The organism is Flavobacterium luteolum (assembly GCF_027111275.1).
GTDB classification, from domain to species: Bacteria; Bacteroidota; Bacteroidia; order Flavobacteriales; family Flavobacteriaceae; genus Flavobacterium; species Flavobacterium luteolum.
In genome coordinates, this window is the sequence record NZ_CP114286.1 from 3939367 (window position 1) to 3960791 (window position 21425).

The 21425-nt window shown below is 33.2% G+C and carries 21 protein-coding genes; 10 read left to right on the forward strand and 11 right to left on the reverse strand.

Annotation, left to right across the window (positions count from 1 at the left end; genetic code table 11):
• The first annotated feature begins 1 nt into the window (after position 1).
• The 3 genes from OZP10_RS16855 to OZP10_RS16865 are packed head-to-tail and all read left to right on the forward strand — an operon-like array spanning position 2 to position 2993.
• The gene (locus OZP10_RS16855) at positions 2-1609 is read left to right on the forward strand and encodes a S8 family serine peptidase (RefSeq protein ID WP_281631919.1); all 1608 of its coding nucleotides are present in this window, start codon (positions 2-4) and stop codon (positions 1607-1609) included.
• A gap of 8 nt (positions 1610-1617) precedes the next feature.
• The gene (locus tag OZP10_RS16860; RefSeq protein ID WP_281631920.1) at positions 1618-2562 is read left to right on the forward strand and encodes an NAD(P)H-dependent flavin oxidoreductase; all 945 of its coding nucleotides are present in this window, start codon (positions 1618-1620) and stop codon (positions 2560-2562) included.
• Between the two features lie 20 nt (positions 2563-2582).
• Positions 2583-2993: a hypothetical protein gene (locus OZP10_RS16865; protein ID WP_281631921.1), complete on the forward strand. Its 411-nt coding sequence runs from the start codon at positions 2583-2585 to the stop codon at positions 2991-2993.
• A 136-nt stretch (positions 2994-3129) separates the two neighbouring features.
• On the opposite strand, the gene OZP10_RS16870 is transcribed toward OZP10_RS16865, so the two are convergent.
• Entirely contained in the window at positions 3130-3570 is a 441-nt protein-coding gene (locus tag OZP10_RS16870) for a DUF4268 domain-containing protein (RefSeq protein WP_198857029.1), read from the reverse strand.
• Between the two features lie 92 nt (positions 3571-3662).
• On the opposite strand from OZP10_RS16870, the gene OZP10_RS16875 reads away from it, so the two are divergent.
• Positions 3663-4307, forward strand: a complete 645-nt coding sequence (locus tag OZP10_RS16875; RefSeq protein WP_281631922.1) for an NUDIX hydrolase — start codon at positions 3663-3665, stop codon at positions 4305-4307.
• A gap of 132 nt (positions 4308-4439) precedes the next feature.
• A complete protein-coding gene (locus OZP10_RS16880; protein ID WP_281631923.1) occupies positions 4440-5270 on the forward strand; it encodes a lysophospholipid acyltransferase family protein in 831 nt (276 codons plus the stop codon).
• A 2-nt stretch (positions 5271-5272) separates the two neighbouring features.
• Here the strand turns inward: OZP10_RS16880 and OZP10_RS16885 are convergent, their stop codons facing one another.
• The 3 genes from OZP10_RS16885 to OZP10_RS16895 all read right to left on the reverse strand — a co-directional run bounded on the left by OZP10_RS16885 (position 5273) and on the right by OZP10_RS16895 (position 7622).
• A complete protein-coding gene (locus tag OZP10_RS16885; RefSeq protein ID WP_281631924.1) occupies positions 5273-5905 on the reverse strand; it encodes a DUF8845 family protein in 633 nt (210 codons plus the stop codon).
• 8 nt (positions 5906-5913) lie between these two features.
• The gene (locus tag OZP10_RS16890; protein WP_008462500.1) at positions 5914-6408 is read right to left on the reverse strand and encodes an RNA polymerase sigma factor; all 495 of its coding nucleotides are present in this window, start codon (positions 6406-6408) and stop codon (positions 5914-5916) included.
• Positions 6409-6560: 152 nt separating this feature from the next.
• Complete coding sequence (locus OZP10_RS16895; RefSeq protein WP_281631925.1) at positions 6561-7622, reverse strand: DUF3810 domain-containing protein; 1062 nt, start codon at positions 7620-7622, stop codon at positions 6561-6563.
• A 178-nt stretch (positions 7623-7800) separates the two neighbouring features.
• Between OZP10_RS16895 and OZP10_RS16900 the strand changes: the two genes are divergently transcribed.
• Positions 7801-9261: an aminoacyl-histidine dipeptidase gene (locus tag OZP10_RS16900; RefSeq protein ID WP_281631926.1), complete on the forward strand. Its 1461-nt coding sequence runs from the start codon at positions 7801-7803 to the stop codon at positions 9259-9261.
• A 73-nt stretch (positions 9262-9334) separates the two neighbouring features.
• Here OZP10_RS16900 and OZP10_RS16905 read toward each other — a convergent pair whose 3' ends face one another.
• From OZP10_RS16905 to OZP10_RS16920, 4 genes are all read right to left on the reverse strand, one after another.
• Complete coding sequence (locus tag OZP10_RS16905; protein ID WP_177210255.1) at positions 9335-9673, reverse strand: DHCW motif cupin fold protein; 339 nt, start codon at positions 9671-9673, stop codon at positions 9335-9337.
• Positions 9674-9766: 93 nt separating this feature from the next.
• Positions 9767-10543 (reverse strand): carboxypeptidase-like regulatory domain-containing protein, encoded by a 777-nt coding sequence (locus OZP10_RS16910; RefSeq protein WP_177210254.1) that lies wholly within the window; start codon positions 10541-10543, stop codon positions 9767-9769.
• Positions 10544-10716: 173 nt separating this feature from the next.
• Positions 10717-12636: a DEAD/DEAH box helicase gene (locus OZP10_RS16915; protein ID WP_281631927.1), complete on the reverse strand. Its 1920-nt coding sequence runs from the start codon at positions 12634-12636 to the stop codon at positions 10717-10719.
• Positions 12637-12839: 203 nt separating this feature from the next.
• Entirely contained in the window at positions 12840-13418 is a 579-nt protein-coding gene (locus OZP10_RS16920; RefSeq protein ID WP_281631928.1) for a non-canonical purine NTP diphosphatase, read from the reverse strand.
• Between the two features lie 77 nt (positions 13419-13495).
• Here OZP10_RS16920 and OZP10_RS16925 point away from each other — a divergent pair, with 77 nt between their 5' ends.
• A complete protein-coding gene (locus OZP10_RS16925) occupies positions 13496-15274 on the forward strand; it encodes an ABC transporter ATP-binding protein (RefSeq protein WP_281631929.1) in 1779 nt (592 codons plus the stop codon).
• Here the strand turns inward: OZP10_RS16925 and OZP10_RS16930 are convergent.
• Positions 15255-15638, reverse strand: coding sequence for a ribosomal maturation YjgA family protein (locus tag OZP10_RS16930; RefSeq protein ID WP_281631930.1), 384 nt, complete (start codon positions 15636-15638; stop codon positions 15255-15257). The two genes, OZP10_RS16925 and OZP10_RS16930, sit on opposite strands and share 20 nt — an antisense overlap.
• A 432-nt stretch (positions 15639-16070) precedes the next feature.
• Between OZP10_RS16930 and OZP10_RS16935 the strand changes: the two genes are divergently transcribed.
• From OZP10_RS16935 to OZP10_RS16945, 3 genes are all read left to right on the forward strand, one after another.
• Entirely contained in the window at positions 16071-17249 is a 1179-nt protein-coding gene (locus OZP10_RS16935; protein ID WP_281631931.1) for a glycoside hydrolase family 88 protein, read from the forward strand.
• A 6-nt stretch (positions 17250-17255) separates the two neighbouring features.
• On the forward strand, positions 17256-17663 hold the full coding sequence (locus OZP10_RS16940) for a hypothetical protein (protein WP_281631932.1): 408 nt from the start codon (positions 17256-17258) through the stop codon (positions 17661-17663).
• 264 nt (positions 17664-17927) lie between these two features.
• On the forward strand, positions 17928-18359 hold the full coding sequence (locus OZP10_RS16945) for a hypothetical protein (protein WP_281631933.1): 432 nt from the start codon (positions 17928-17930) through the stop codon (positions 18357-18359).
• A gap of 52 nt (positions 18360-18411) precedes the next feature.
• Here OZP10_RS16945 and OZP10_RS16950 read toward each other — a convergent pair whose 3' ends face one another.
• Positions 18412-19926 carry an FMN-binding glutamate synthase family protein gene (locus OZP10_RS16950; RefSeq protein WP_177210246.1) on the reverse strand — a complete coding sequence of 505 codons (1515 nt, stop codon included), beginning with the start codon at positions 19924-19926 and terminating at the stop codon, positions 18412-18414.
• A gap of 99 nt (positions 19927-20025) precedes the next feature.
• The gene (locus OZP10_RS16955; RefSeq protein ID WP_281631934.1) at positions 20026-21414 is read right to left on the reverse strand and encodes a WG repeat-containing protein; all 1389 of its coding nucleotides are present in this window, start codon (positions 21412-21414) and stop codon (positions 20026-20028) included.
• Between the last annotated feature and the right edge of the window lie 11 nt (positions 21415-21425).

The following is a 21425-nucleotide window of genomic DNA, read 5'->3' on the forward strand; positions in this document are numbered from 1 at the left end:
GATGAGATGTAGCTTTACTTTTCTTTTATTACTTCTTTCGTTTACAGTATTTTCACAAGAAGATGCGTGGGTTTATTTTAATGGTAAACCTAATGCACAAGCTTTTTATGACAATCCATTAAGCGAGCTTTCGCAAAGAGCCTTGGATCGAAGAACGAGCCAGAATATTGCTTTAGCTATTACAGATGCTCCTCTAGAAATCTCTTATGTAAATCAAATTGCTTCAAGCGCAGGAATTACTATAAAAGCGCAATCAAAATGGTTGAATGCACTTCATATTCAAGGAACTCAATCGAATATTAATGCCTTAAAATCACTGTCTTTTGTTTCTAGAATTGAGTTTGCAGATAGAACTTTAAATACTACAGGGAAAAGAGTTTCTGAAGCTTCTATAAACCAAGTTCACGAACAGTTAAAGACTACAATTTATTATTCTTATGGAAATTCTGCGAATCAAATTCAGATGCTAAACGGACAAGTTCTCCATCAGCAGAATTATACAGGAGAAGGAAAAATTATAGCAGTTATGGACGGCGGTTTTCCTGGCGTTAATACTGCGCAGCCATTTGAAAATCTTAGAAATAATAATAAGATTCTAGGTGGTTATGATTATACGACCAGAAACAGCAATTTCTATACGGGCGATTCTCATGGAACTTCGGTGCTTTCAACTATGGGCGGTTATAAAGCAAATTCTTTAGTAGGAACTGCTCCAAATGCATCTTATTATCTTTTTATTACAGAAATTCAAGCTCAAGAGATTCCGTTGGAAGAATCGCTTTGGGTTGAAGCTGCGGAAAAGGCTGATGCTTTAGGAGTCGATATAATTACTACTTCATTAGGCTATTTTTTGGATAGAGACGAAATTAGGTACAATCACACCTACAGCGAGATGAATGGAATTACGACTTTTATTTCTCGCGGTGTTGAAATTGCTTTTAGTAAAGGAATTTTGGTTTTGGCATCTGCTGGAAATGAAGGAACTCAAGTAGAAAAACATATTGGTGCTCCTGCAGATGCGGTTTCTGTGTTGACAGTTGGTTCTGTTAATGCTTCTAAAGTAAGAGCTAGTTCTAGTTCTATCGGACCAAGTTACGATGGAAGAATAAAACCAGATGTTATGGCGCAAGGAGCATCGGCGGTAGTTTCCGATGCAAATGGAAATATTGTGACAGCAAGCGGAACGTCATTTTCTTGTCCAATAATGGCGGGAATGGCAGCTTCTTTATGGCAGGCATTTCCAACTAAAACCAATAATGAAATTAGACAAATGATTTTGCAATCTGCCGATAGATATGCGAATCCTGATAACAATTACGGATACGGAATTCCAAATTTTGGTGCTGCATTGAGTGTTGATGATTTTATTGCCGAAACTGCTTTTTCGGTTTATCCAAACCCAACTCAAACATCGATTACTTTTTCTTTTTTAAACGAAGACAATACAGCATCAGTAACTATTTATTCTGTTTTAGGACAGAAGTTAATTGAAGAAAAAATTAGTAATTTAAATCCCGTTCTGTCTTTACAATCTTTACAAAGCGGACTTTATTTTTATAGTTTTGACGCCAATAAACTGCATAAGACAGGAAAGATAATCAAGCAATAATTTTCTTAATGAATAAAATCACCCAACTTTTCAATATAAAATATCCAATCATTCAAGGCGGAATGATCTGGAACAGTGGTTATAAATTGGCTTCGGCAGTAAGTAATGCTGGAGGTTTAGGGCTTATTGGTGCAGGTTCGATGTATCCAGAAGTTTTAAGAGAACACATCCAAAAATGTAAAAAAGCAACTGGCAAACCTTTTGGTGTCAATATTCCGATGTTATATCCAAATATCGAAGAAATTATGAATATTGTGGTTGAAGAAGGCGTTAAAATCGTTTTTACGTCGGCTGGAAATCCTAAAACCTGGACTTCTTTTTTGAAAGAAAAAGGAATTACAGTTGTACATGTAGTAAGCAGCAGTATTTTTGCTTTGAAAGCGCAAGATGCTGGTGTAGATGCGGTCGTAGCCGAAGGTTTTGAAGCGGGAGGTCATAACGGACGCGAAGAAACCACTACTTTGACTTTGATTCCAATGGTGAAAGAAAAAATAAAAATTCCTTTAATTGCAGCGGGAGGAATTGCTACAGGAAGAGGAATGCTTGCTGCAATGGTTCTTGGAGCAGATGGTGTTCAGGTTGGAAGTCGTTTTGCGGCATCTATAGAATCTTCTTCACACAATAATTTTAAAGAAACTATAGTTAGTACTATAGAAGGCGGTACGCAGTTGACTTTGAGAGAATTAGCGCCTGTTCGATTAATAAAAAATAAATTTTATCAGGATGTTCAGGATTTGTATCAAAAATGTCCATCCAAAGAAGAATTGGTTCAGCTTTTAGGAAGAGCTAGAGCAAAAAAAGGAATGTTTGAAGGAGATTTGGATGAGGGAGAATTGGAAATTGGACAAGTAGCAGGTCTAATTCATGAAATCTTACCAGTTGAGCAAATTGTTCAACAAATGATAGCCGAATTTGAAGTCGCATCCAAAGAAAAGAGTACTTTTGAGTTTTAATTACCTGCAAGAAATATTTTATGAATTTCCTACGCCCCTACATATTGTTACTATTTTTAGCTTTTGGATTGCAACAGGTTCAGAGTCAGTCTTATCATTTTAAAACCTCAGGATTTAGTGTTCTGGAAAAAAATGAAAGAGGCAAGTGGGGTGAGTGGTCCAATCTAGATCTGGTAAATCTTTCGGTGGTTTTAGATACCAATAAACATAGGATTGTTGTGTATTCTCAAGAAATCCAGCTTTACAGTATTTTAGATTATATAGAAAGAGAAGAAAACGATACCGACATTGTATATTCCTTTATGTGTAAAGATAATGACGGAAAAGAATGTAAACTGTCAATTATTACTCGAAAAAAACAAGACTATAGAAAACAGCTTTATATCAATTATGACGATCATATTATTGTGTATAATATTATTACAGTATAATAAGGTTCTAAGATACTAAGGTTCTGAGGTGCTAAGTTTTTTATATAGCAAACCCGACAGGTTTTTAAACTGTCGGGTTTGTTGTTTTATTTAAGCTCAAAAGGCTTAGAACCTTAGTATCTCAGAACCTCAGAACCTACAAAGAATCCACATCCTTAATAAACTCATCATATTCTAAATAGAACATTTCTAGAGCGTGCATATTTTCGTTGAAAAAATCAAAAATAGTATCCCAAGTATTTTTATTGCTGAAACCAACGCCTAGTTTTTCAACCCAAATTCTGCTGATGGTTTTACCACTTTCTAGAGTATGATTTTTCTCAAAGACTAAATCTTTAATAAATTCTTCTTCTAAAATATTTTTTAAAGCTTCCAGTTTTTCGAAATACGCAATGCGTTTTTCATCGCTTCGCTGTTCAATGTCAATTAAAACTTGAGCCTTTTTGTTGTCAACATAAAACTTAAAAGAAAAGTCTTTGATCTTTGTATCATAAAGCACCCATTTACGAGGATATTTTTCGGCAAAAGCTACCCAAAATTCTCTTTTTATTCTTTGTGATTCTTCTTTGCTGTACATTTTTTTAGGCTTTAATAATAGAAAACTTGTGGTACTGCGTTTTCTGGAGTATATTTATGTTTTATTTGAAAGTACAAAAATAAGCTTTGATTATGAATTTTCAAGACTTTTTGAAATATGTTCCCAATATAATTCCTGTAGAGCTGCCAGCAGTAACCTCACATTTAAAAATGGCACCCAAAGAACGTATAGAAGGATTAAAAAATCTTGATATCGAAGCGCTAAATGCCAGAATGGCTGGAGTAATGATGCTGTTTTATCCAAAACAAGAAAAAACACATCTCGTTTTGATTGTGAGAAACGCTTATGATGGTGTTCATTCGGCACAGATTGCATTTCCGGGAGGAAAGTATGAAAAGGAAGATTTAGATTTTGAAACCACAGCACTTAGAGAAACACATGAGGAAGTAGGAATTACTAGTGACAAAATAAATATAGTTAAGCGTTTTTCTCCAATGTATATTCCGCCAAGTAATTTTTTGGTACATCCGTTTTTAGGAATTGCAACAGAGGAACTTTCTTTTTACCCTGATATAAGAGAGGTAGCCGGAATTATAGAATTGCCTTTGTCTGTTTTTTTAAATGATGATATTGTTATCGAAGCCAGATTATCAACTTCTTATGGAGCAAATATTTTAGTTCCAGCCTTTAATATTCAGAACCATATTGTTTGGGGAGCCACAGCGATGATTTTGAGTGAATTGAGAGATGTTTTGCAAGCAGTTATTGCAAAATAAATTTGATAAAGTTTATTTAATGATTTGATATTCATTTGGATAACTCTTAATTGGAGAAATTGTTTTATACTGTTGCTAAAAGAATAATTTTTGTATGTTTGCGACCTAACAAAAAAATAAGATAAATTAGTTATGGGATTGTTTAAACGAAATCCTTTTGGGCATATATTATTCATCAAGAAATGGTTAATCCGTATTTTGGGGGCCATGACTCATAGAAGATATAGAGGTTTTAATGAATTGCAGATTGAAGGATCTGAGATTATTAAAACGCTTCCAGATAATAATGTTTTGTTTATATCCAATCACCAGACTTATTTTGCAGATGTGGTAGCGATGTTTCATGTCTTTAATGCCAGTTTATCTGGACGTCAGGATACAATTAAAAATATTGGTTATCTGTGGCAACCTAAAATGAATATTTATTATGTTGCGGCAAAAGAGACTATGCAAGCTGGTTTGCTGCCGAGAATTTTGGCTTATGTCGGTGCAATTACCGTTGAACGAACATGGCGCGCTAAAGGTGTTGATGTTACCGAAAAACGTGAGGTAAACCCAAACGATACTGAAAATATTAGAATTGCCCTTGAAGACGGTTGGGTAATTACTTTTCCTCAAGGAACTACAAAATCATTTAAGCCTGTTCGTAAAGGAACTGCACATATTATCAAACAGCACAAACCAATCGTTATTCCAATTGTAATTGACGGCTTCCGTAGATCATTCGATAAAAAAGGACTTCGAATGAAGAAAAAAGGAATACTACAATCTTTCATTATCAAAGAACCTCTAGATATTGATTATGAAAATGATACAATCGAACAAATTGTAGAAAAAGTAGAATACGCAATTGAACAACATCCATCATTTTTAAAAGTTATTCCTGCTGAAGAAATCAAAGCACAAGAAGAACTTAATGAAATGAGAAGATGGAGTTACAAGGATTCTGAAAATGAATATTAGATTTAAAAATCAATTTTTTTCAATTCTTTATAATTAGCATATAATCTGCGTAAAAGTGTTCCGTAAATCACTCTGTAGAAACACCAAAATAATCCGAAGAAACCTAAAATTACTAAGATTAGGATGCCTATTGTTACAAACATAGCTTTTCCGTTCATGGCTAATTTTTCTCTAAGAAACTCCATGTCTGGATTGTACACAAAAGCAATAAAAAAGCTCAGAATTGCTGTGATTACAATCATTCCCAAGTTGTACCAAACATAATATTGCACCGTTTTACGGGTTTTTAGGATAGCGCTCATCAAAGATTTTGTGGCTATTGTAGTCGAAATTGTTTTGTAATTTTTATAGAAGATGTAAACAAAAATTAAAACAACCACATAATTGAAATAGGTTAGAAACTCTAAAGCAGTTACAATTTCAGGATGGTTCATTTTGTGCAATACATCGTCTGTATTGATGAAAATATTTGAAAATGTCCAAAACGAAATTTCCAAAATGCTGATAATCAAAATCCATTTTACAATGGAAGATGACTTTCTGTGAATCATCTTGTAGATTTCGTTTTCAGAAATTTGTTGAAAAGAACCTGAGTTCTTTTGCCAATCTTTTTTTAATAAATCCAGTTCTTTCATAATAATTTTTAAGGATTTAGTATTTTTTTAAGTTTCCCCTTAATTCTGTTCATTTTCACGCGCGCATTCACTTCGCTGATTCCTAGGGTTTCAGCTATTTCTTGATAATCTTTGTCTTCTAAATACATAAAAACTAATGCCTTTTCGATGTCATTTAATTGATAAACTGCTTTGTACATCAGTTTAATCTGTTCTTCTTCTTCATAATTATAGTCAACATCTTTTACAAAATGCTGATGGTTTTCATAATCTACGGTCGATATAGTTCTTTTGGTTTTGCGGTATAAGGTAATCGCTGTGTTTAAGGCAACACGATATGTCCAAGTCGAAAATTTACTGTCGCCTCTAAATTTTGGATAAGCTTTCCAAAGCTGTATGGTAATCTCTTGAAACAGGTCTTTATGAGCGTCTTCTCCAGCAGTATATAATCTACAAATCTTGTGGATTATATTCTGATTTGCCTGCAGCTGCGCAACAAATGACTGTTCTAGATTTTCGCTCATAATGTATTAGTAGTTATGAAATCATTTTTGTTACAGTTGAGTTTATTTTTTTTGCCACAGATTGAACAGATTTTAATGATTTCTATTTTTAGACTAAATGATTAAAAGAGATTAGAAATCATTTTTAATCATTTAATCTGTGGTAAAAGAAATTATAGTTCTCTTGTTTTATAATAATTAATAGTCAAATCGATGAATTTACTATAGCTTTTCATTCCATCTTTTTGGTTATTTGTTTTTAAAAAACTATCCCAAAGAAAATGAAAACCTTCGTCTATAAATGTGTCATATTTTTTCCAGAAATCTTGGTCTTCTTGATAGTTTTTTAAAATTCCAGTATTTACTTGTTTCTTTAGTATTTCAAAAATTTTCTCGTTTTTAAACTGCCAGATTCCGAGACAATAACGTAATGCAAAACTATATCCTGCATATTGATAATATAAATTGTCATTTTTGACAGAAGCCAAAAGACCAATAAAATTGCATTCGCTTTCACTTGCAAAACCAATCTGATGCGCCATTTCATGAGATGTAGTTAGCGGAAAAGTGTACATTGGCAATAAGTCGTTAATTTGCGCTTCGTTTGTAAATGGATTTAAATAGCCGCCAAATCCCATATAAGTTAAAGGAAGGCTGAACAATGATTTTTTTACGCTTAATGTTTTGTATTCAAAATAAGGATGTTCTTTTGCTAAATTATCATAACCGTTTAAAATCATGTTAAATGACTCTTTCTGTGAATATGGAAAGACAATTTTAGAGCTATTATTTTTTGTGATTTGAAACTGAACTTCATTCGTCTTTGCAATTAATCTTTTGGTGAAAGCCAAAAGATCAGCATCGGTATATTCTCTTTTGATTTCCATTTTCTCAAAAAGAGGTTTGCGATAATAATTGAAAGCCCAAAGCAGATGGAAGAAAAAGTAAAAAACAGAAATTTTGCCTATTATTTTTAAAAGATGATCTTTCCAATTAGCCTTCCATGTTCCTCTTATTTTCCAAAACCAGCTAATTATAGAAATCATCAAAATAGCATAAATTATGTCGCCGACAGAAAACGGAATATTGCCTAAAACTGTTCTAGAAAAATGTGAAATCCTGGCGAATAAATTTTTACTGTAAAAACCTTCAACAAAATCTGGGAAGTATGGAAGGATTTTATAAAAGATGATTTGAACTATTAGAAATAAAGGTAAAACGTATTTTGATTTCACAAGGTAAATTTTAGATACGTAAATATAAACACAATTATTTGTAACTAAAAAAGAATAGTATTTGTGAAATTTGATTTTAAAGTGGATAATTAGTGCTAATTCGTGAAATTTGTGGCGAAAAAAAATATAAACTTTGTAACTTTGAAGCTCTTAATTGTTAAACATCAAACAAAATATAATGAGTCAAGAAATTAGAAATCTGGAACCAAAAGCACTTTGGAACAAATTTGCAGATTTAAATGCTGTTCCTCGTCCATCGAAGAAAGAAGAGCGTGTAATTGAGTTTATGAAAAACTTTGGAAACAGCTTAGGTTTAGAAACTTTCGAAGATGAAATTAGAAACGTAATCATCAGAAAACCGGCAACTCCAGGAATGGAAAACCGTAAACCAATCGTAATGCAGGGGCATTTAGATATGGTGCACCAAAAAAATGCAGATACCGTTTTTGATTTTGATACACAAGGAATCGATATGTATGTAGATGGTGACTGGGTTCGCGCGCGCGGTACAACACTTGGAGCTGATAATGGGTTAGGAGTGGCGACTATTATGGCAATTCTAGAAAGCAAAGATATTCCGCATCCTGCAATCGAAGCTTTATTTACAATTGATGAAGAAACAGGAATGACTGGAGCTTTAAATCTAAAAGGCGGAATTTTGCAGGGTCAGATTTTATTAAATTTGGATACAGAAGAGGATGATGAAATTGATATTGGATGTGCGGGTGGAATTGATGTAACGGCTACAAGAACATATCATGAAGAAGAAGTTCCAGAAGGTTCTGTTGGTTATACTATTACAGTAAAAGGCTTAAACGGAGGGCATTCAGGAATGGATATTCATAAAGGTTTAGGAAATGCCAATAAAATCATGAATCGTTTATTGTTTGATGCATTTGAAAACTTTGGTTTGCAGATTGTAGAAATCAATGGTGGAAGTCTTAGAAATGCAATTCCGAGAGAAAGTGTTGCTAAGGTAATTATTTCTCAAATGTTTGATGAGGCTTATGTTTATGATATGCAGGAAATCATTTCTGATATCAAAGCAGAATATAAAACAACTGAACCAAACTTATCAATTGAAATCGTAAAAGGCGATTTACCTGAAAAAGTAATGGAACTTGGTGTTCAAGAAGGAATCATCAGAGCGATTTACGCAGCGCAGAATGGAGTCTATAAAATGAGTGCTGATATGGCCGATTTGGTTGAAACTTCAAATAATATTGCTCGTGTAGTAATTAAAGACGGTGAAATTTTAGTTGGATGTTTAACGCGTTCTTCTGTAGAATCTTCAAAATTTGATTTGGCTAATTCTTTGCGTTCTGCTTTTGAATTGGTTGGATGCGAAGTAGAACTTTCTGGTTCTTATCCAGGTTGGACACCAAACGTAAACTCTGAAATTTTAGAAGTTCTAAAAGAAATCTACGAAAAACAAAATGGAGAACAGCCAAAAGTTGTGGCTTGTCACGCTGGTTTAGAGTGCGGAATTTTAGGAACAAATTACCCAGATATGGATATGATTTCTTTTGGTCCAACAATTCACGGAGCGCATTCTCCAGACGAAAGAGCAAGTATTTCTTCTGCTCAAAAATACTGGAAATTTGTATTGGAAATTCTTTCTAATATACCAGTTAAATAGTATTAGTTTTCAGTCACAGTCTCAGTACTCGGTTTTATAAAACTGTATACTGAGATTGTATACTGAGACTAGACTAAACTAGAAAGTCCCCGTCTATTATTAGCAATTCGACACCTTTAGTTGTAACGGAGCGATGAGAACTCATATCGTCAGAAACGATATAGGTCATCCCCTTTGTTAATATCATTTTTTCACCGTTATCTAATTCATTGATGAAATTCCCTTTCAAACAATGCACGATGTGTCCTTTTTGGCACCAGTGATCAGCAAGATAATTTTTACTGTAAACAACTTTTCGAACACGTAAACCTCCTAATTGTATGGTCTGCCAATAAGCAGTTCCGGTTTCTCCTGTGTGTTCTGTTTTTTCGATTTCACTCCAATCAATCGTCTGAAAAGGTATTGTAGACATTTTTTTTTGTAGTTTTGTTAGTTAGTAGTTATATTTAAAACAAAAAAAAATCCTCAGTTTTAAAAATGAGGATTGATTTTTTATGTTGTGAGTTTAATTTCGTTTCAAAACTTTATACTGTTCGTAACAAGCGCTGATTGCATCCATAATCTGAAGATCGTTTGCAGATTGAATGAAAGAATCAGAATAATTGCAACGGTGCATAATTTCAGGGATTTCATCCTTGCTGATGCCTAATAATACTGCAACCGTTTCACGATCGTATTTAGATTCTAAAAGCGTTCGTACGGTATCGTCTTTTTTCATTTCCTTTAGCTTCTTGAGTTCTTTTCCGTTCTTACCAAAGAAATTATAAAGCATGTCGGCAGGGTTAAAGATCGAACCGAGGACTTTTCCAAAAGCATTTGGAGCATATTCTCCAGCTTCGTAACCTTGTGTTAAACCTGAAATGCTATAACGGTAGTTTTCTTTTGTTGGAATTAATTTAGAGTCAATTTCAAGATATCCAGTCAAAGAGAAAGGTGCAATAACAACTTCTTCCAAAGCAATTGCTTTTTCAGTAAGCTGAATTCTAGTTACTTTATTTTTTATCCAGTCATTTGTGACCCTGATTCTTAGCGATTGAAATCCTAGAATAGAAAAATGAAGCGTGTCATTGACTTGCACATCAATTTCAAAATACCCTTTTTCGTCAGATTTTGCACCACGTACTTTATTGGTGTTAATGATATTTACGCCAGCAAGCGGTTGTTTGCTGTCGTCGTTAATAACATAACCTGAAACTCTTTGAGGAACTGTTGGCTGCTCTGTGTCTTGTGCAAAACCAATGTGAGCGAGAAGTGTAAAAAAGAAAACTGCGAAATATTTCATATCCTGATTTAAAGCTCTAAAAGTAGTAAATCGGGATTAAATATCTCATAGTCTTGGAATTTAATTATAAGAAAATTAACAAAGACATTGATAAGATTATTAGATATAAGAAAAAATCCCAAATTCCATATAAAAGTAGGAATTTGGGATTTATATTTTAAGATCTTAAATGATTAATCTCTTCTAGATCTTCTTGGTCTTGAGCTATCGCCGAAGTTTTCTGAACGTCTTGGAGCTCTATCTGAACCTCCTTCGCTTCTTGGAGCAGAGCTTCTGAAACCACCTTCTCTTCTAGGAGCTGAGTTTCTATCACCTCTAAAACCTCCGTCACGAGATCCGCCTTCGCGTGATCCACCGTCTCTTGAAGAATTTCTATCGCTTCTGAATCCGCCGTCACGTCTAGGAGCAAAGTTTCCTTCTCTTCTTGGTCCACCAGAATTACGTCCGCCACCACGGTTGTTGTGATCACGTCTTCCGCCACCATCATTTTTAGAAATCTCAACATTGATACGACGACCCTCTAATTGTACGTTGTTTAAAACGTCCATTACTTTGTCTGTATGCTGTGGATCTGTGTTGAAGAAAGAGAATCCTTCTTTAACATCTACTTTAAAGATATCATCACGACCTAAATCTAATGTTTCTTTTAAGTAATCTTTTAATGACATCCAATCGAAGTTGTCTCTAGAACCGATGTTTACAAAATAACGAACAGCTCCGTTGTTGCTGAATTCTCTTGGTTCAGAATCACCTCTTTCGCGTCTTTCTCCACCTACAGAAATATCTCTATTTTTCTTGTAATAAGTGATGAAACGGTTAAATTCTACTGAAACCATTTTCTTAATCAATTCTTCTTTAGATAAATCTTCAAGAACATTGTTGATTGCTGGTAAATAGTTGTCAATTTCGTGATCAACCTCAGTATCTTTAATTTTGTTTGCTAAGTGTAATAACTGAATTTCGCAGATTTCGATTCCAGATGGAATAGTTTTTTCTTCGAATTTTTGTTTAATGATTCTCTCGATAGAAGAAATTTTACGTAACTCGCTTTTTGTAACAATTACAATAGAAGTTCCTAATTTTCCAGCTCTACCAGTACGGCCAGAACGGTGGTTGTAAGTTTCGATTTCGTCAGGCAATTGGTAGTTCACAACGTGAGTTACGTTGTCAACGTCAATACCACGTGCAGCAACGTCAGTAGCAACAAGCATCTGAATTTGTCTTCCACGGAACGATTTCATTACACCATCACGTTGCGCTTGAGATAAATCTCCGTGTAACGCAGCGGCACTATATCCATCTTCAATTAATTTCTCTGCAATAGCTTGCGTGTCTCTTTTTGTACGACAGAAAACTACAGAAAAAATATCTGGATTAGCATCAGCTAAACGTTTTAAAGCTTCGTAACGATCACGAGCATTAACTAAATAAAATTCGTGAGAAACTGTAGATGAACCTGAATTTTTAGTTCCTACAGTAATTTCTAGAGGATCGCTCATAAATTGTTTTGCAATTCTAGCAACCTCTTGTGGCATAGTTGCAGAGAACAACCATGTGCTTTTTTCATCTGGAGTATCTGATAAAATAGATACGATATCATCATAGAATCCCATGTTTAACATTTCGTCAGCCTCATCCAAAATACAGTAATCTATATTTTTAATGTTTACTAGACCTCTGTTAATCATGTCTTGCATTCTTCCTGGAGTTGCCACAATAATTTGTGCCCCTCTCTTTATTTCTCTTGCTTGCTCTGTTATACTAGCTCCTCCGTAAACTGCTACCACATTAATACCTTTTTCGTATTTTGAGTAGTTTTTAAGTTCGTTAGTAATCTGTAAACATAACTCGCGTGTTGGCGATAAAACTAATGCTTGTGTATTTCTGTTGTCGGCATCAATTTTTTGAATTAGCGGAAAACCGAAAGCTGCCGTTTTCCCTGTCCCTGTTTGAGCCAACGCAACCATATCCGTGTCTTTTTCCAATAATAGGGGAATCGCCTTTTCCTGTACCTCTGACGGATTTTCAAATCCTAGATCTAAAATCGCCTTCAGTAACGATTCATTCAATCCTAATTGTTCAAATTTATTCATATGTGTTTTAAAATAGGGTGCAAAATTACTGCTAATTATTCAGATAAACTAATGCAATTTTAAGAATTATGTATTTGTTAAGAATTGATTATCAAAAAGTTACATTTTTGTTGAAATAAATTTTCGTGTTAAATGAAGAAATATGCCAAAAAACACGTCTCAAAATCTAAAATTTAGCTAATAAAATGTTGTATTTTAAACAATTATTTTGTGGTGCTCAGAAAATCAATGAGTTGCTTAACTGCTTTTCCGCGGTGACCTATAATGTTTTTAGTTTCCAAAGGCAGTTCTGCAAAGGTCTCGTTAAAATTTTCTGGTTTAAAAATAGGATCATAACCAAAACCATTTGTTCCTGTTTTGGTTAGCGTAATTTCTCCTTTTGCAATTCCGGTAAACAAATATTGCTTTCCATTCAAGTTTAAAGTGATAACGGTCTTGAACTGGGCGCTGCGATTTTCTTCATTTTTTAATGCGTCTAAAAGCTTGTTCATGTTGTCGTCTGCATTTTTTTGTTCGCCTGCATATCGCGCAGAATAAACTCCAGGTTCTCCATTTAACGCATTTACTTCTAGGCCTGTATCATCTGCAAAACAATCGTAACCATATCTTTGAGTTACATAATCTGCTTTTAGAATAGCATTTCCTTCTATAGTGTCAGCTGTTTCTGGAATATCTTCTAAACAATTAATATCTTCTAAACTCAATATTTTGATGCTTTCAGGAAGCATACTTTGAATTTCGGCGATTTTATTTTTGTTATTTGAAGCGAAAACGAGTTTCATAAGTATAATGTGTTTAAATGATTTTCAACACAAATTTAGAATTCTTATATTTGATATGTTGGCTAAAATTCAAATAAATGCAATTATCAGTACTTTATAAAAAAATCTTGCCTTTTGTAAAGCCGTATCGAAAAATGGTAATTGCAACTTTACTGTTAACTTTCTTGGGTTCATTTGCGGCGCAGGTAAATGCTGTAATTTTAAAATATACTGTAGATACCATAAACAATTTGATGGTTGCCCACGAACCTTTATCCAAGGGATTTCATTTACTCGGAATTATTAGTATCGTCTTGTTAACTAAAGAATTGGTTAATTCTGTGGTTCAATTTGGGCAGAAATTCTACGGAGAAAAACTCCGAATTTTCATTACGCGTGATATTTCGCAAACTATAGTAGAAAAAATTCTAAGTTACCGAATGGAGTTTTATACTTCTGATGAAAATGAAAGCGGAAAATTGCAAACCAGAATTGACGCTGGAATTAGTAGTTTGACCAGATTGGTTCAAAATTTCTTTATTGATATTCTGCCTTTGTTTGCCAACGCTTTTGTGGCTTTGGTTATTATGTTTTATGCCAATGTTTATGTGGGTTTGGTAAGTTTATGTATTATTCCAATTTATTTTTATATCAGTCAATTGCAAGCGACAAAATTGAGTGGATTCAGACGCCGAATGCGCAATTATCGTGAAACTAAGAACAACGGAATTATCAGTTTAATTGAATCCATAACGGTAATTAAATCCTTTGTACGTGAATCTACAGAAGCCGATCGTCATGAAAAGATTCAGTTTGAAATGACCGAAAATCAGCTGCAGACAAGAAAGACTAGCTTTATTTTTGAAAGCATTAAAAGCTTTGTCGAACAGATTGGAGTGGTAATTATCATTATTCTGACTGCTTATTTTGTTTTGAATAATCAAATGACAATTGGAGCGATTATGTTTCATATTATGCTCTTCAATAATGTTTCGTCGCCAATTAGACAATTACACCGAATTTATGACGAGGTAAATGACGCTTTGATTTATTCTGAAGGATTCTTTGATATTTTAGAAGCAGAAAAAGAAGTGGAAACGAGCGGTGATTTTATCCCGGAAAAAGTTGTTGGATTGATCGAAGTAAAAAATGTAGATTTTGTATATCCAAACGGAACTCAGGCGCTTTACGATATTAATTTCACTGTAAAACCAAATGAAACAACAGCTTTGGTTGGATTAAGCGGAGCTGGAAAAAGTACGATTATTAATCTATTGGATAAATTCTACTTGCCTTCGTCTGGTCAGATATTTTTGGATGGAGTTGATTTAGTGGAATACAATACAGATTTTTTGCGTAAAAATATTGGTTTGGTACTTCAGAAAAACCACATTTTTAAAGGCACAATTGCAGAGAATATTTTGTACGGAAAACCTGAAGCTTCCAAAGAAGAAGTTATAGAAGCGGCAAAACAAGCCTATATTCACGAACAGGTAATTCAGCTGCCAAAAGGATATGATTCTGATGCACATTTGCTTTCAGGCGGCCAGCAGCAACGTATTGCAATTGCTAGATTGTTTTTAAAAAATCCGCCAATCATTTTCCTCGATGAACCCACAGCAAGTTTAGATGCTATTGCAACAGAGCAAATTAAAAAATCTTTGGACGCCATCAAAAAAGATAGAACCGTGATTATTGTATCGCACAGTATTTCGCAGATTATTGATGCTTCTAATATTATCGTTTTAGAAAAGGGAAGATGTGTAGAAAAAGGAACGCATGATGAATTATATGATAATAAAGGAACGTATCATCAGATATTTATGGCAATGGCAAACAGTTTAAATATCGAAAAAATTACGCAGACTTTTGATTGAGATAATGCAAGGTAAATTTCTCAGTTATAAAAACCACAAGAATTCCAAAAGTATAAGCCAGAATATCTTCCCAAAGAAATCCCTGTCCTAAAACGTATCTTCCAAAAAGTGTTTTTCTGAGTTCTATCATCCATTCACCTTGATACAATTGTAGAAATTCAATTCCGTAACAAATCAATAAAGAAAGCAATGCAATTCCGAAAGCATTTTTAAACGGAAGAAATATTCGAACCAAAAAATAAATCATCACAGCATATAGAAAATCACCTATCCATAATGGAATAAACGATATTTTTCTTGAAAGGATTCCGAGGAAAATGATGCTTATAAAAGCTAAGAAATAGTAGATTCTGGTTTTTTTCAAGTTGAGATTGGGTTTTGGTTAAAGCAAATGTATGTAATCAGTTGTAATTTTTCTTTGTCAAAGTTTAAAAACAAGAGTGTAAGAAATCTTTAGTTTTACACAGAATAGCCACGATTTTTGTCATTTCGACGAAGGAGAAATCTTCACAAGTAACTCCGCATCGAAAGTCCAATCTTTGTCGAGCTTCTTACGGAGATTTCTCCTTCGTCGAAATGACAAAAATGCGTAAAAAGCAACTTTATCATTTATTTTTTATTAAAATACCTTATAACCTTAGTCTTAAACTTTGACAAAGAGGAAAGAGGTATAGAACATGAATAAAGGTTAATAAAATGGTACATCAATAATCCACTTTTAGGTAACAAAAAGTACAAAAACTTAAAGGGTTCACTTTATTTCATAAATTTATCGATTAAACAAACTATCAACCACATGAATGCAAAAAAAATTGCCTTGCTTGCCGTTTTCTTTATTTTAGGAAATCAGGGTTATTGTCAAAAAGACAAAACGTTTAATATTAAAAAACAGTTAGATTATTGCGCAGAACAAGCTTCTAAAACTTTAAAAGTAATTCCAAGCGACGGTACTTCTCCGAGAACAGTGCCAAACGGAAGTAAAGAATGGAAATTTGTCGGTTATAAAGACTGGACAAGCGGATTTTGGCCTGGAGAATTGTGGTTTTTATATGAAGCTACAAAAGATAAAAAATGGGAGAAAGAAGCTGATAAATTCAGTCGCTTTTTAACGCCTCTATCAGTAAGCAAAGCTGCGGATCACGATTTAGGTTTTCAGATTTTTAATAGTTTTGGAAATGGATATAGATTGACTAAGAATCCAGAGTACAAACAAATTATTTTAAAAACAGCCGATACGTTGGCAACACTTTTTAATCCGAAAGTGGGAACAATCCAATCTTGGCCTCATAATAAAATGGGCGGACACAATACTATTATAGATAATATGATGAATTTGGAGCTTTTGTTTTGGGCTTCAAAAAATGGCGGAAGTAAAAGTTTATACGATATAGCGGTTAAACATGCCGAAACCACATTGGCCAATCATTTTAGGTCAGATAATACTTCGTATCATGTTATAATTTACGATTACGAAACTGGAAAAAAGATAAAAGGAAGAACAGCGCAAGGATACAGTGATGATAGTATGTGGGCGCGTGGTCAGGCTTGGGCGATTTACGGTTTTACAATGACTTACAGAGAAACAAAAGACGTTAAGTTTTTAGATTTTGCCCATAAATTAGCACGTGTTTATTTGGATAAATTAACTACCGAAGATTTGGTTCCGTATTGGGATTTTAATGCGCCAAATATTCCTAACGAACCTCGAGATGCTTCGGCGGCAGCGATTGTTTCGTCTGCACTTTTAGAATTAAGTTCGTATACAAAAGATAAGAATTTAAAAGATGAATATTTGACAAAAGCTAAAAAGATGATCGTTTCGCTTTCAGATAATTATCAGAGTCATGATGTCAATTCGGCATTTTTATTACATTCAACAGGGCATAAACCAGCAAACAGTGAGATAGATTGTTCTATAAATTACGCAGATTATTACTATCTTGATGCATTATTAAGACTTCAAAAACTAAAATAGAAGATTATGCTAAAGAAAATAAGCCAGATTGCCTTTGCAATAATGATGGTATTGATGCTTGCAAGTTGTAAAAATACCAAACAGAAACTTCAAGAGTATGTTGTTACGTACAACAAAAACATTGCTCCAAGTTTTAGAGCCGAAAATGTAACGCTTACTACAGCAAGAGGTTACATTAATGATAATAAAATTGAATTGAGATTTGAAACTGGCTTAGACCAAAATGAAGGCAATAAATTAGCTTCTTCTATATCATTTGTCAAGTTGATAAGATCGATGATTGAAAAAGATCAGATTCCAAGACAATTAATAGAAGAGGGGGTGCAATTTGATGTTTACTTTTTGGCAAATGATAATACTGTTTTAGATAAAGAGGTGATTACAGGGGAATCTCTTAAATATATTTTGAAATAATAAATCACATTTTACAGAAAACGGATCATTTTGATTCTTACATATTAAAAGTCTCTTTAAAGTTTATTTAAAGAGACTTTTTTGTATTTACAGTTAAAAATTAAGTGGAAAGGAAATGTTTTTATTCTTACAAATATTTCCTTTTCACGAATATAATCAGTTTGAATTCAAAGAATTACAGGTGTTTTTTTGTAAAAGTATATTGGTTTTATGTTATAAATTAATTATGTTTGAGTTAAAAAATAACTATTAAACCAAAAATTTATGAAAAAAATTACCCAAATCGCATTTGCGCTAGCTTTTGCATTATTTTTAATTAGCTGTAAAAACACCAAACAGAAAATTCAGGAACATGTAAGTAATTACAATAATTCATCTTCTATAAAAGGAAGCGGTATTACTAGTACAACAGCAAAAGCTTTTCTAGACGACAATAAAATTGAAATCAGAATTGAAACGAATTTAGAGGAAAACGATGCAAATAAATTAGCCTACAAAGAATCTTTTCCAGGCTTATTAAAAGAGATGATTAAAAACGATCAGATTTCATCTTCTCTCATTGCAGAAGGTGTAAAGTTTGATGTGTATTTCTTAGCTTATAATAATGCTATTTTGGCTCAAGAATTGGTAGATCAAGAAGAATTAGCCGCTTTAGAAGGAAATACAAGCGCAGGTAAAGAAACAGCAAAATTGTAATTAAAATAGATTTTTAGAAAAAGCCTCTTCAATTTTGAAGAGGCTTTTCTGTTTATGAGAATTGAGTAACGTTTTTCAAATTGTCTGGGAAATAGAGTTCCGATAAATTGGTAAACTCATCTCCACGCATAAATATGTTGATATCAACATCTGCAAATGAGGTTTTTCCGGCTGCAGCCAAAAGTTCATTTGCCGCATGAAGCGTGTTTTTATGAAAATGATATACTCTTTCAGATTTATCTGTAACAACCAAACCTTTCATCAGCATTTTGTTTTGCGTTGCCACTCCGGTTGGGCATTCATTATTATGACAGCGTAAGGCTTGAATACAGCCTAAAGAAAACATAAATCCTCTTGCACTGTTACACATATCTGCACCTAAAGCAATGGCGTGTAAAATAGAATAGCCAGAAATGATTTTACCGCTTCCAATAATGCGCATTTTATCGCGAATACCTAAACGTACCAAAGTTTTATTTACAAAAATCAAAGCAGGTTCAAAAGGCATTCCTACGCCGTCTGCAAATTCAAGAGGAGCAGCTCCAGTTCCGCCTTCTGCACCATCGACAGTGATAAAATCGGGATAGGTATCTTCGTTGATCATTTCTTGGCAGATTGCTTCAAACTCCTCAGTATTACCAATACATAATTTAAATCCGATTGGTTTTCCGTTAGATAGCTCGCGTAATTGTTTAATAAATTGAATTAATCCATTGGCATCAGAAAAAGCATGATGGCCTGGAGGAGAAAGAATCATAGTATGTGGCACAACGCCTCTAATTTTAGCAATCTGTTCTGTGTTTTTAGCCGCAGGCAATACACCTCCATGACCTGGTTTTGCACCTTGAGAAATTTTAATCTCGATCATTTTTACATTTGGAAGATTTGCTTTTTCAGAAAAATTTTCAGGACTAAAATTTCCTTCTGCATCACGACAGCCAAAATATCCTGTACCAATCTGCCAGGTAATATCACCGCCTCCTGCAAGGTGAAATTCAGTTAGTCCACCCTCTCCTGTGTTTTGATAGAAATTCCCCTTTTTTGCTCCAATATTAATGGCGCGAACTGCATGTTCGCTCAGCGAACCGAAACTCATTGCCGAAACGTTAAACAAAGAAGCAGAATAAGGCTGTTTACAATCTTTTCCCCCAACTAATACACGAGGTAATTCTTCGTTTACTTTTGCTGGAAAAATAGAATGTTTGATTCCTTCGTAGTTTTCAGTATTTAAGTTTAATTGTGTTCCGAAAGGTGTACTAGAATCAATGTTTTTAGCTCTTTGATAAACTAAGGAGCGCTGGTTTCTAGAAAAAGGTTTTCCGTCTGTAGATCTTTCAATAAAATATTGCTGAATCTCAGGTGCAATCATTTCAAATAAATATCTGAAATAACCTAGAACAGGAAAGTTCCTTAAAATAGCATGTTTTTCTTGAGATGCATTATAAACTCCTACAATTAGTAAGATTGGGATAATAAATACGAGCAAATAACCTCGTCCAGTATAGTAATAAATTGCAGCAACAATTAGAAACAATAAGAATCCGTAAATAAAAAATTTTTTTCTCATGATGTATCTTTGTAATATGTGATTTTTTTAGTTTTTTTTCAAACAGAGAGTTAATTAAGTTTTTAACTTTGAGGTTTGTCTATAAAAAAGAAATCAAATCTAATCTTTAAAATATTCAAAACCAGTAGTGTTTATATAGCCCCATTTTCCTTTTAATTTGACTTTCAGCAAATCGTCATAAGAATATTTTAAAAAATCATATTTCGGTTTGATTTCGGTTCCTGTTTCTAAATCAAAATAACCATACTTTCCTTTGTCTTTAATGAAAATATTACGATATCCTAATTTGCTGTAATCTTCATAAATTGGTGGTAAAAGGACATTATTATTAAAATCAACAACAGTAATTTTATTGCCATTTTTTGCTAAAAAGAACCTTGGAATCATAGCCGGCTCATCAAAACGAATATCAATTATAGTATCGTATTGAGGTACGATCAATTTTTCTATTTTATATTTCAGCAATTCATCAATTTCAACGAATCCAGATTTGCCATTTTTATAAATTTTAACCAAATTAGAAAATGCTCCCCAAATTTCATAAGGTTTAGTCGAAAAGGAATCTATCTCCGTTTTATTGTTTTCTATTATTTGTCGTTTGTTCTGTTTTATATAGTCCCATTTTTCGTTTTCTAATTTTTTGAGATCATCTGGAAAATAACCCATCACGTATTCGTGATTTTTTGAATCGTAATCTGTTTTATTTATTTTTTTGACACTAAACTGAGCATCAATAATAAAGTAATCTTTTCCAATTTTTGATAAGTAATAATATTCTTTAGAAGAATTTTTACTGTATTCATAATTTTCAGCAATGCTATCATAAATCATAGGAACTACAATTTTGTTTTTGCTGTTTATAATACCATATTTGGTTTTGTTTTTAGCAATTAACAAGCCCTTGTGTATCAATTCTAATTTTTCATATTGAGCAGGGATAATTACTTTGTCATCATTACTTATTAAGCAATATTTTTTATTAATGATATTGATTGCTACATACTTATTGAAAAAATTGTCTTCATTGAAAAAGTTTACAGAATCATATTTCGCGGGTATAAATAATTTCCCTTTACTATTTGAGTACCCCCATTTGTCTTTAATTCTATAAGGAACTAGATTTTTTAAATCTATTTTTAATTGTATTTTGTTGAATAATTCGGTCCAGTTTTTATTATTATGTAAACTTTCTAAATCCGTATCTTTTTTTAAATGATCGACATTTGTCCAGCCTCCATCTATTGCTTCATTTAAATATTTAAATGCTTTACTTGGAATATTTGCCAAAGCAGCGGTACATGCAGCATTGTAAATATCTACATATTCATCTGTATTTATTTTAAAAGCTTCTTCGTATAATGCTAAAGATTTATTGTAGTCTTTAGACTGATATAAAGAATTGGCTTTTTTTATTGTTTCCGAGTAATTCTGTGCATCTGCTTTATAAAAAGTAAAACAAAAAAGCAGAAGTAAAAGAGGTATTCTCATTTAGTTTCAGT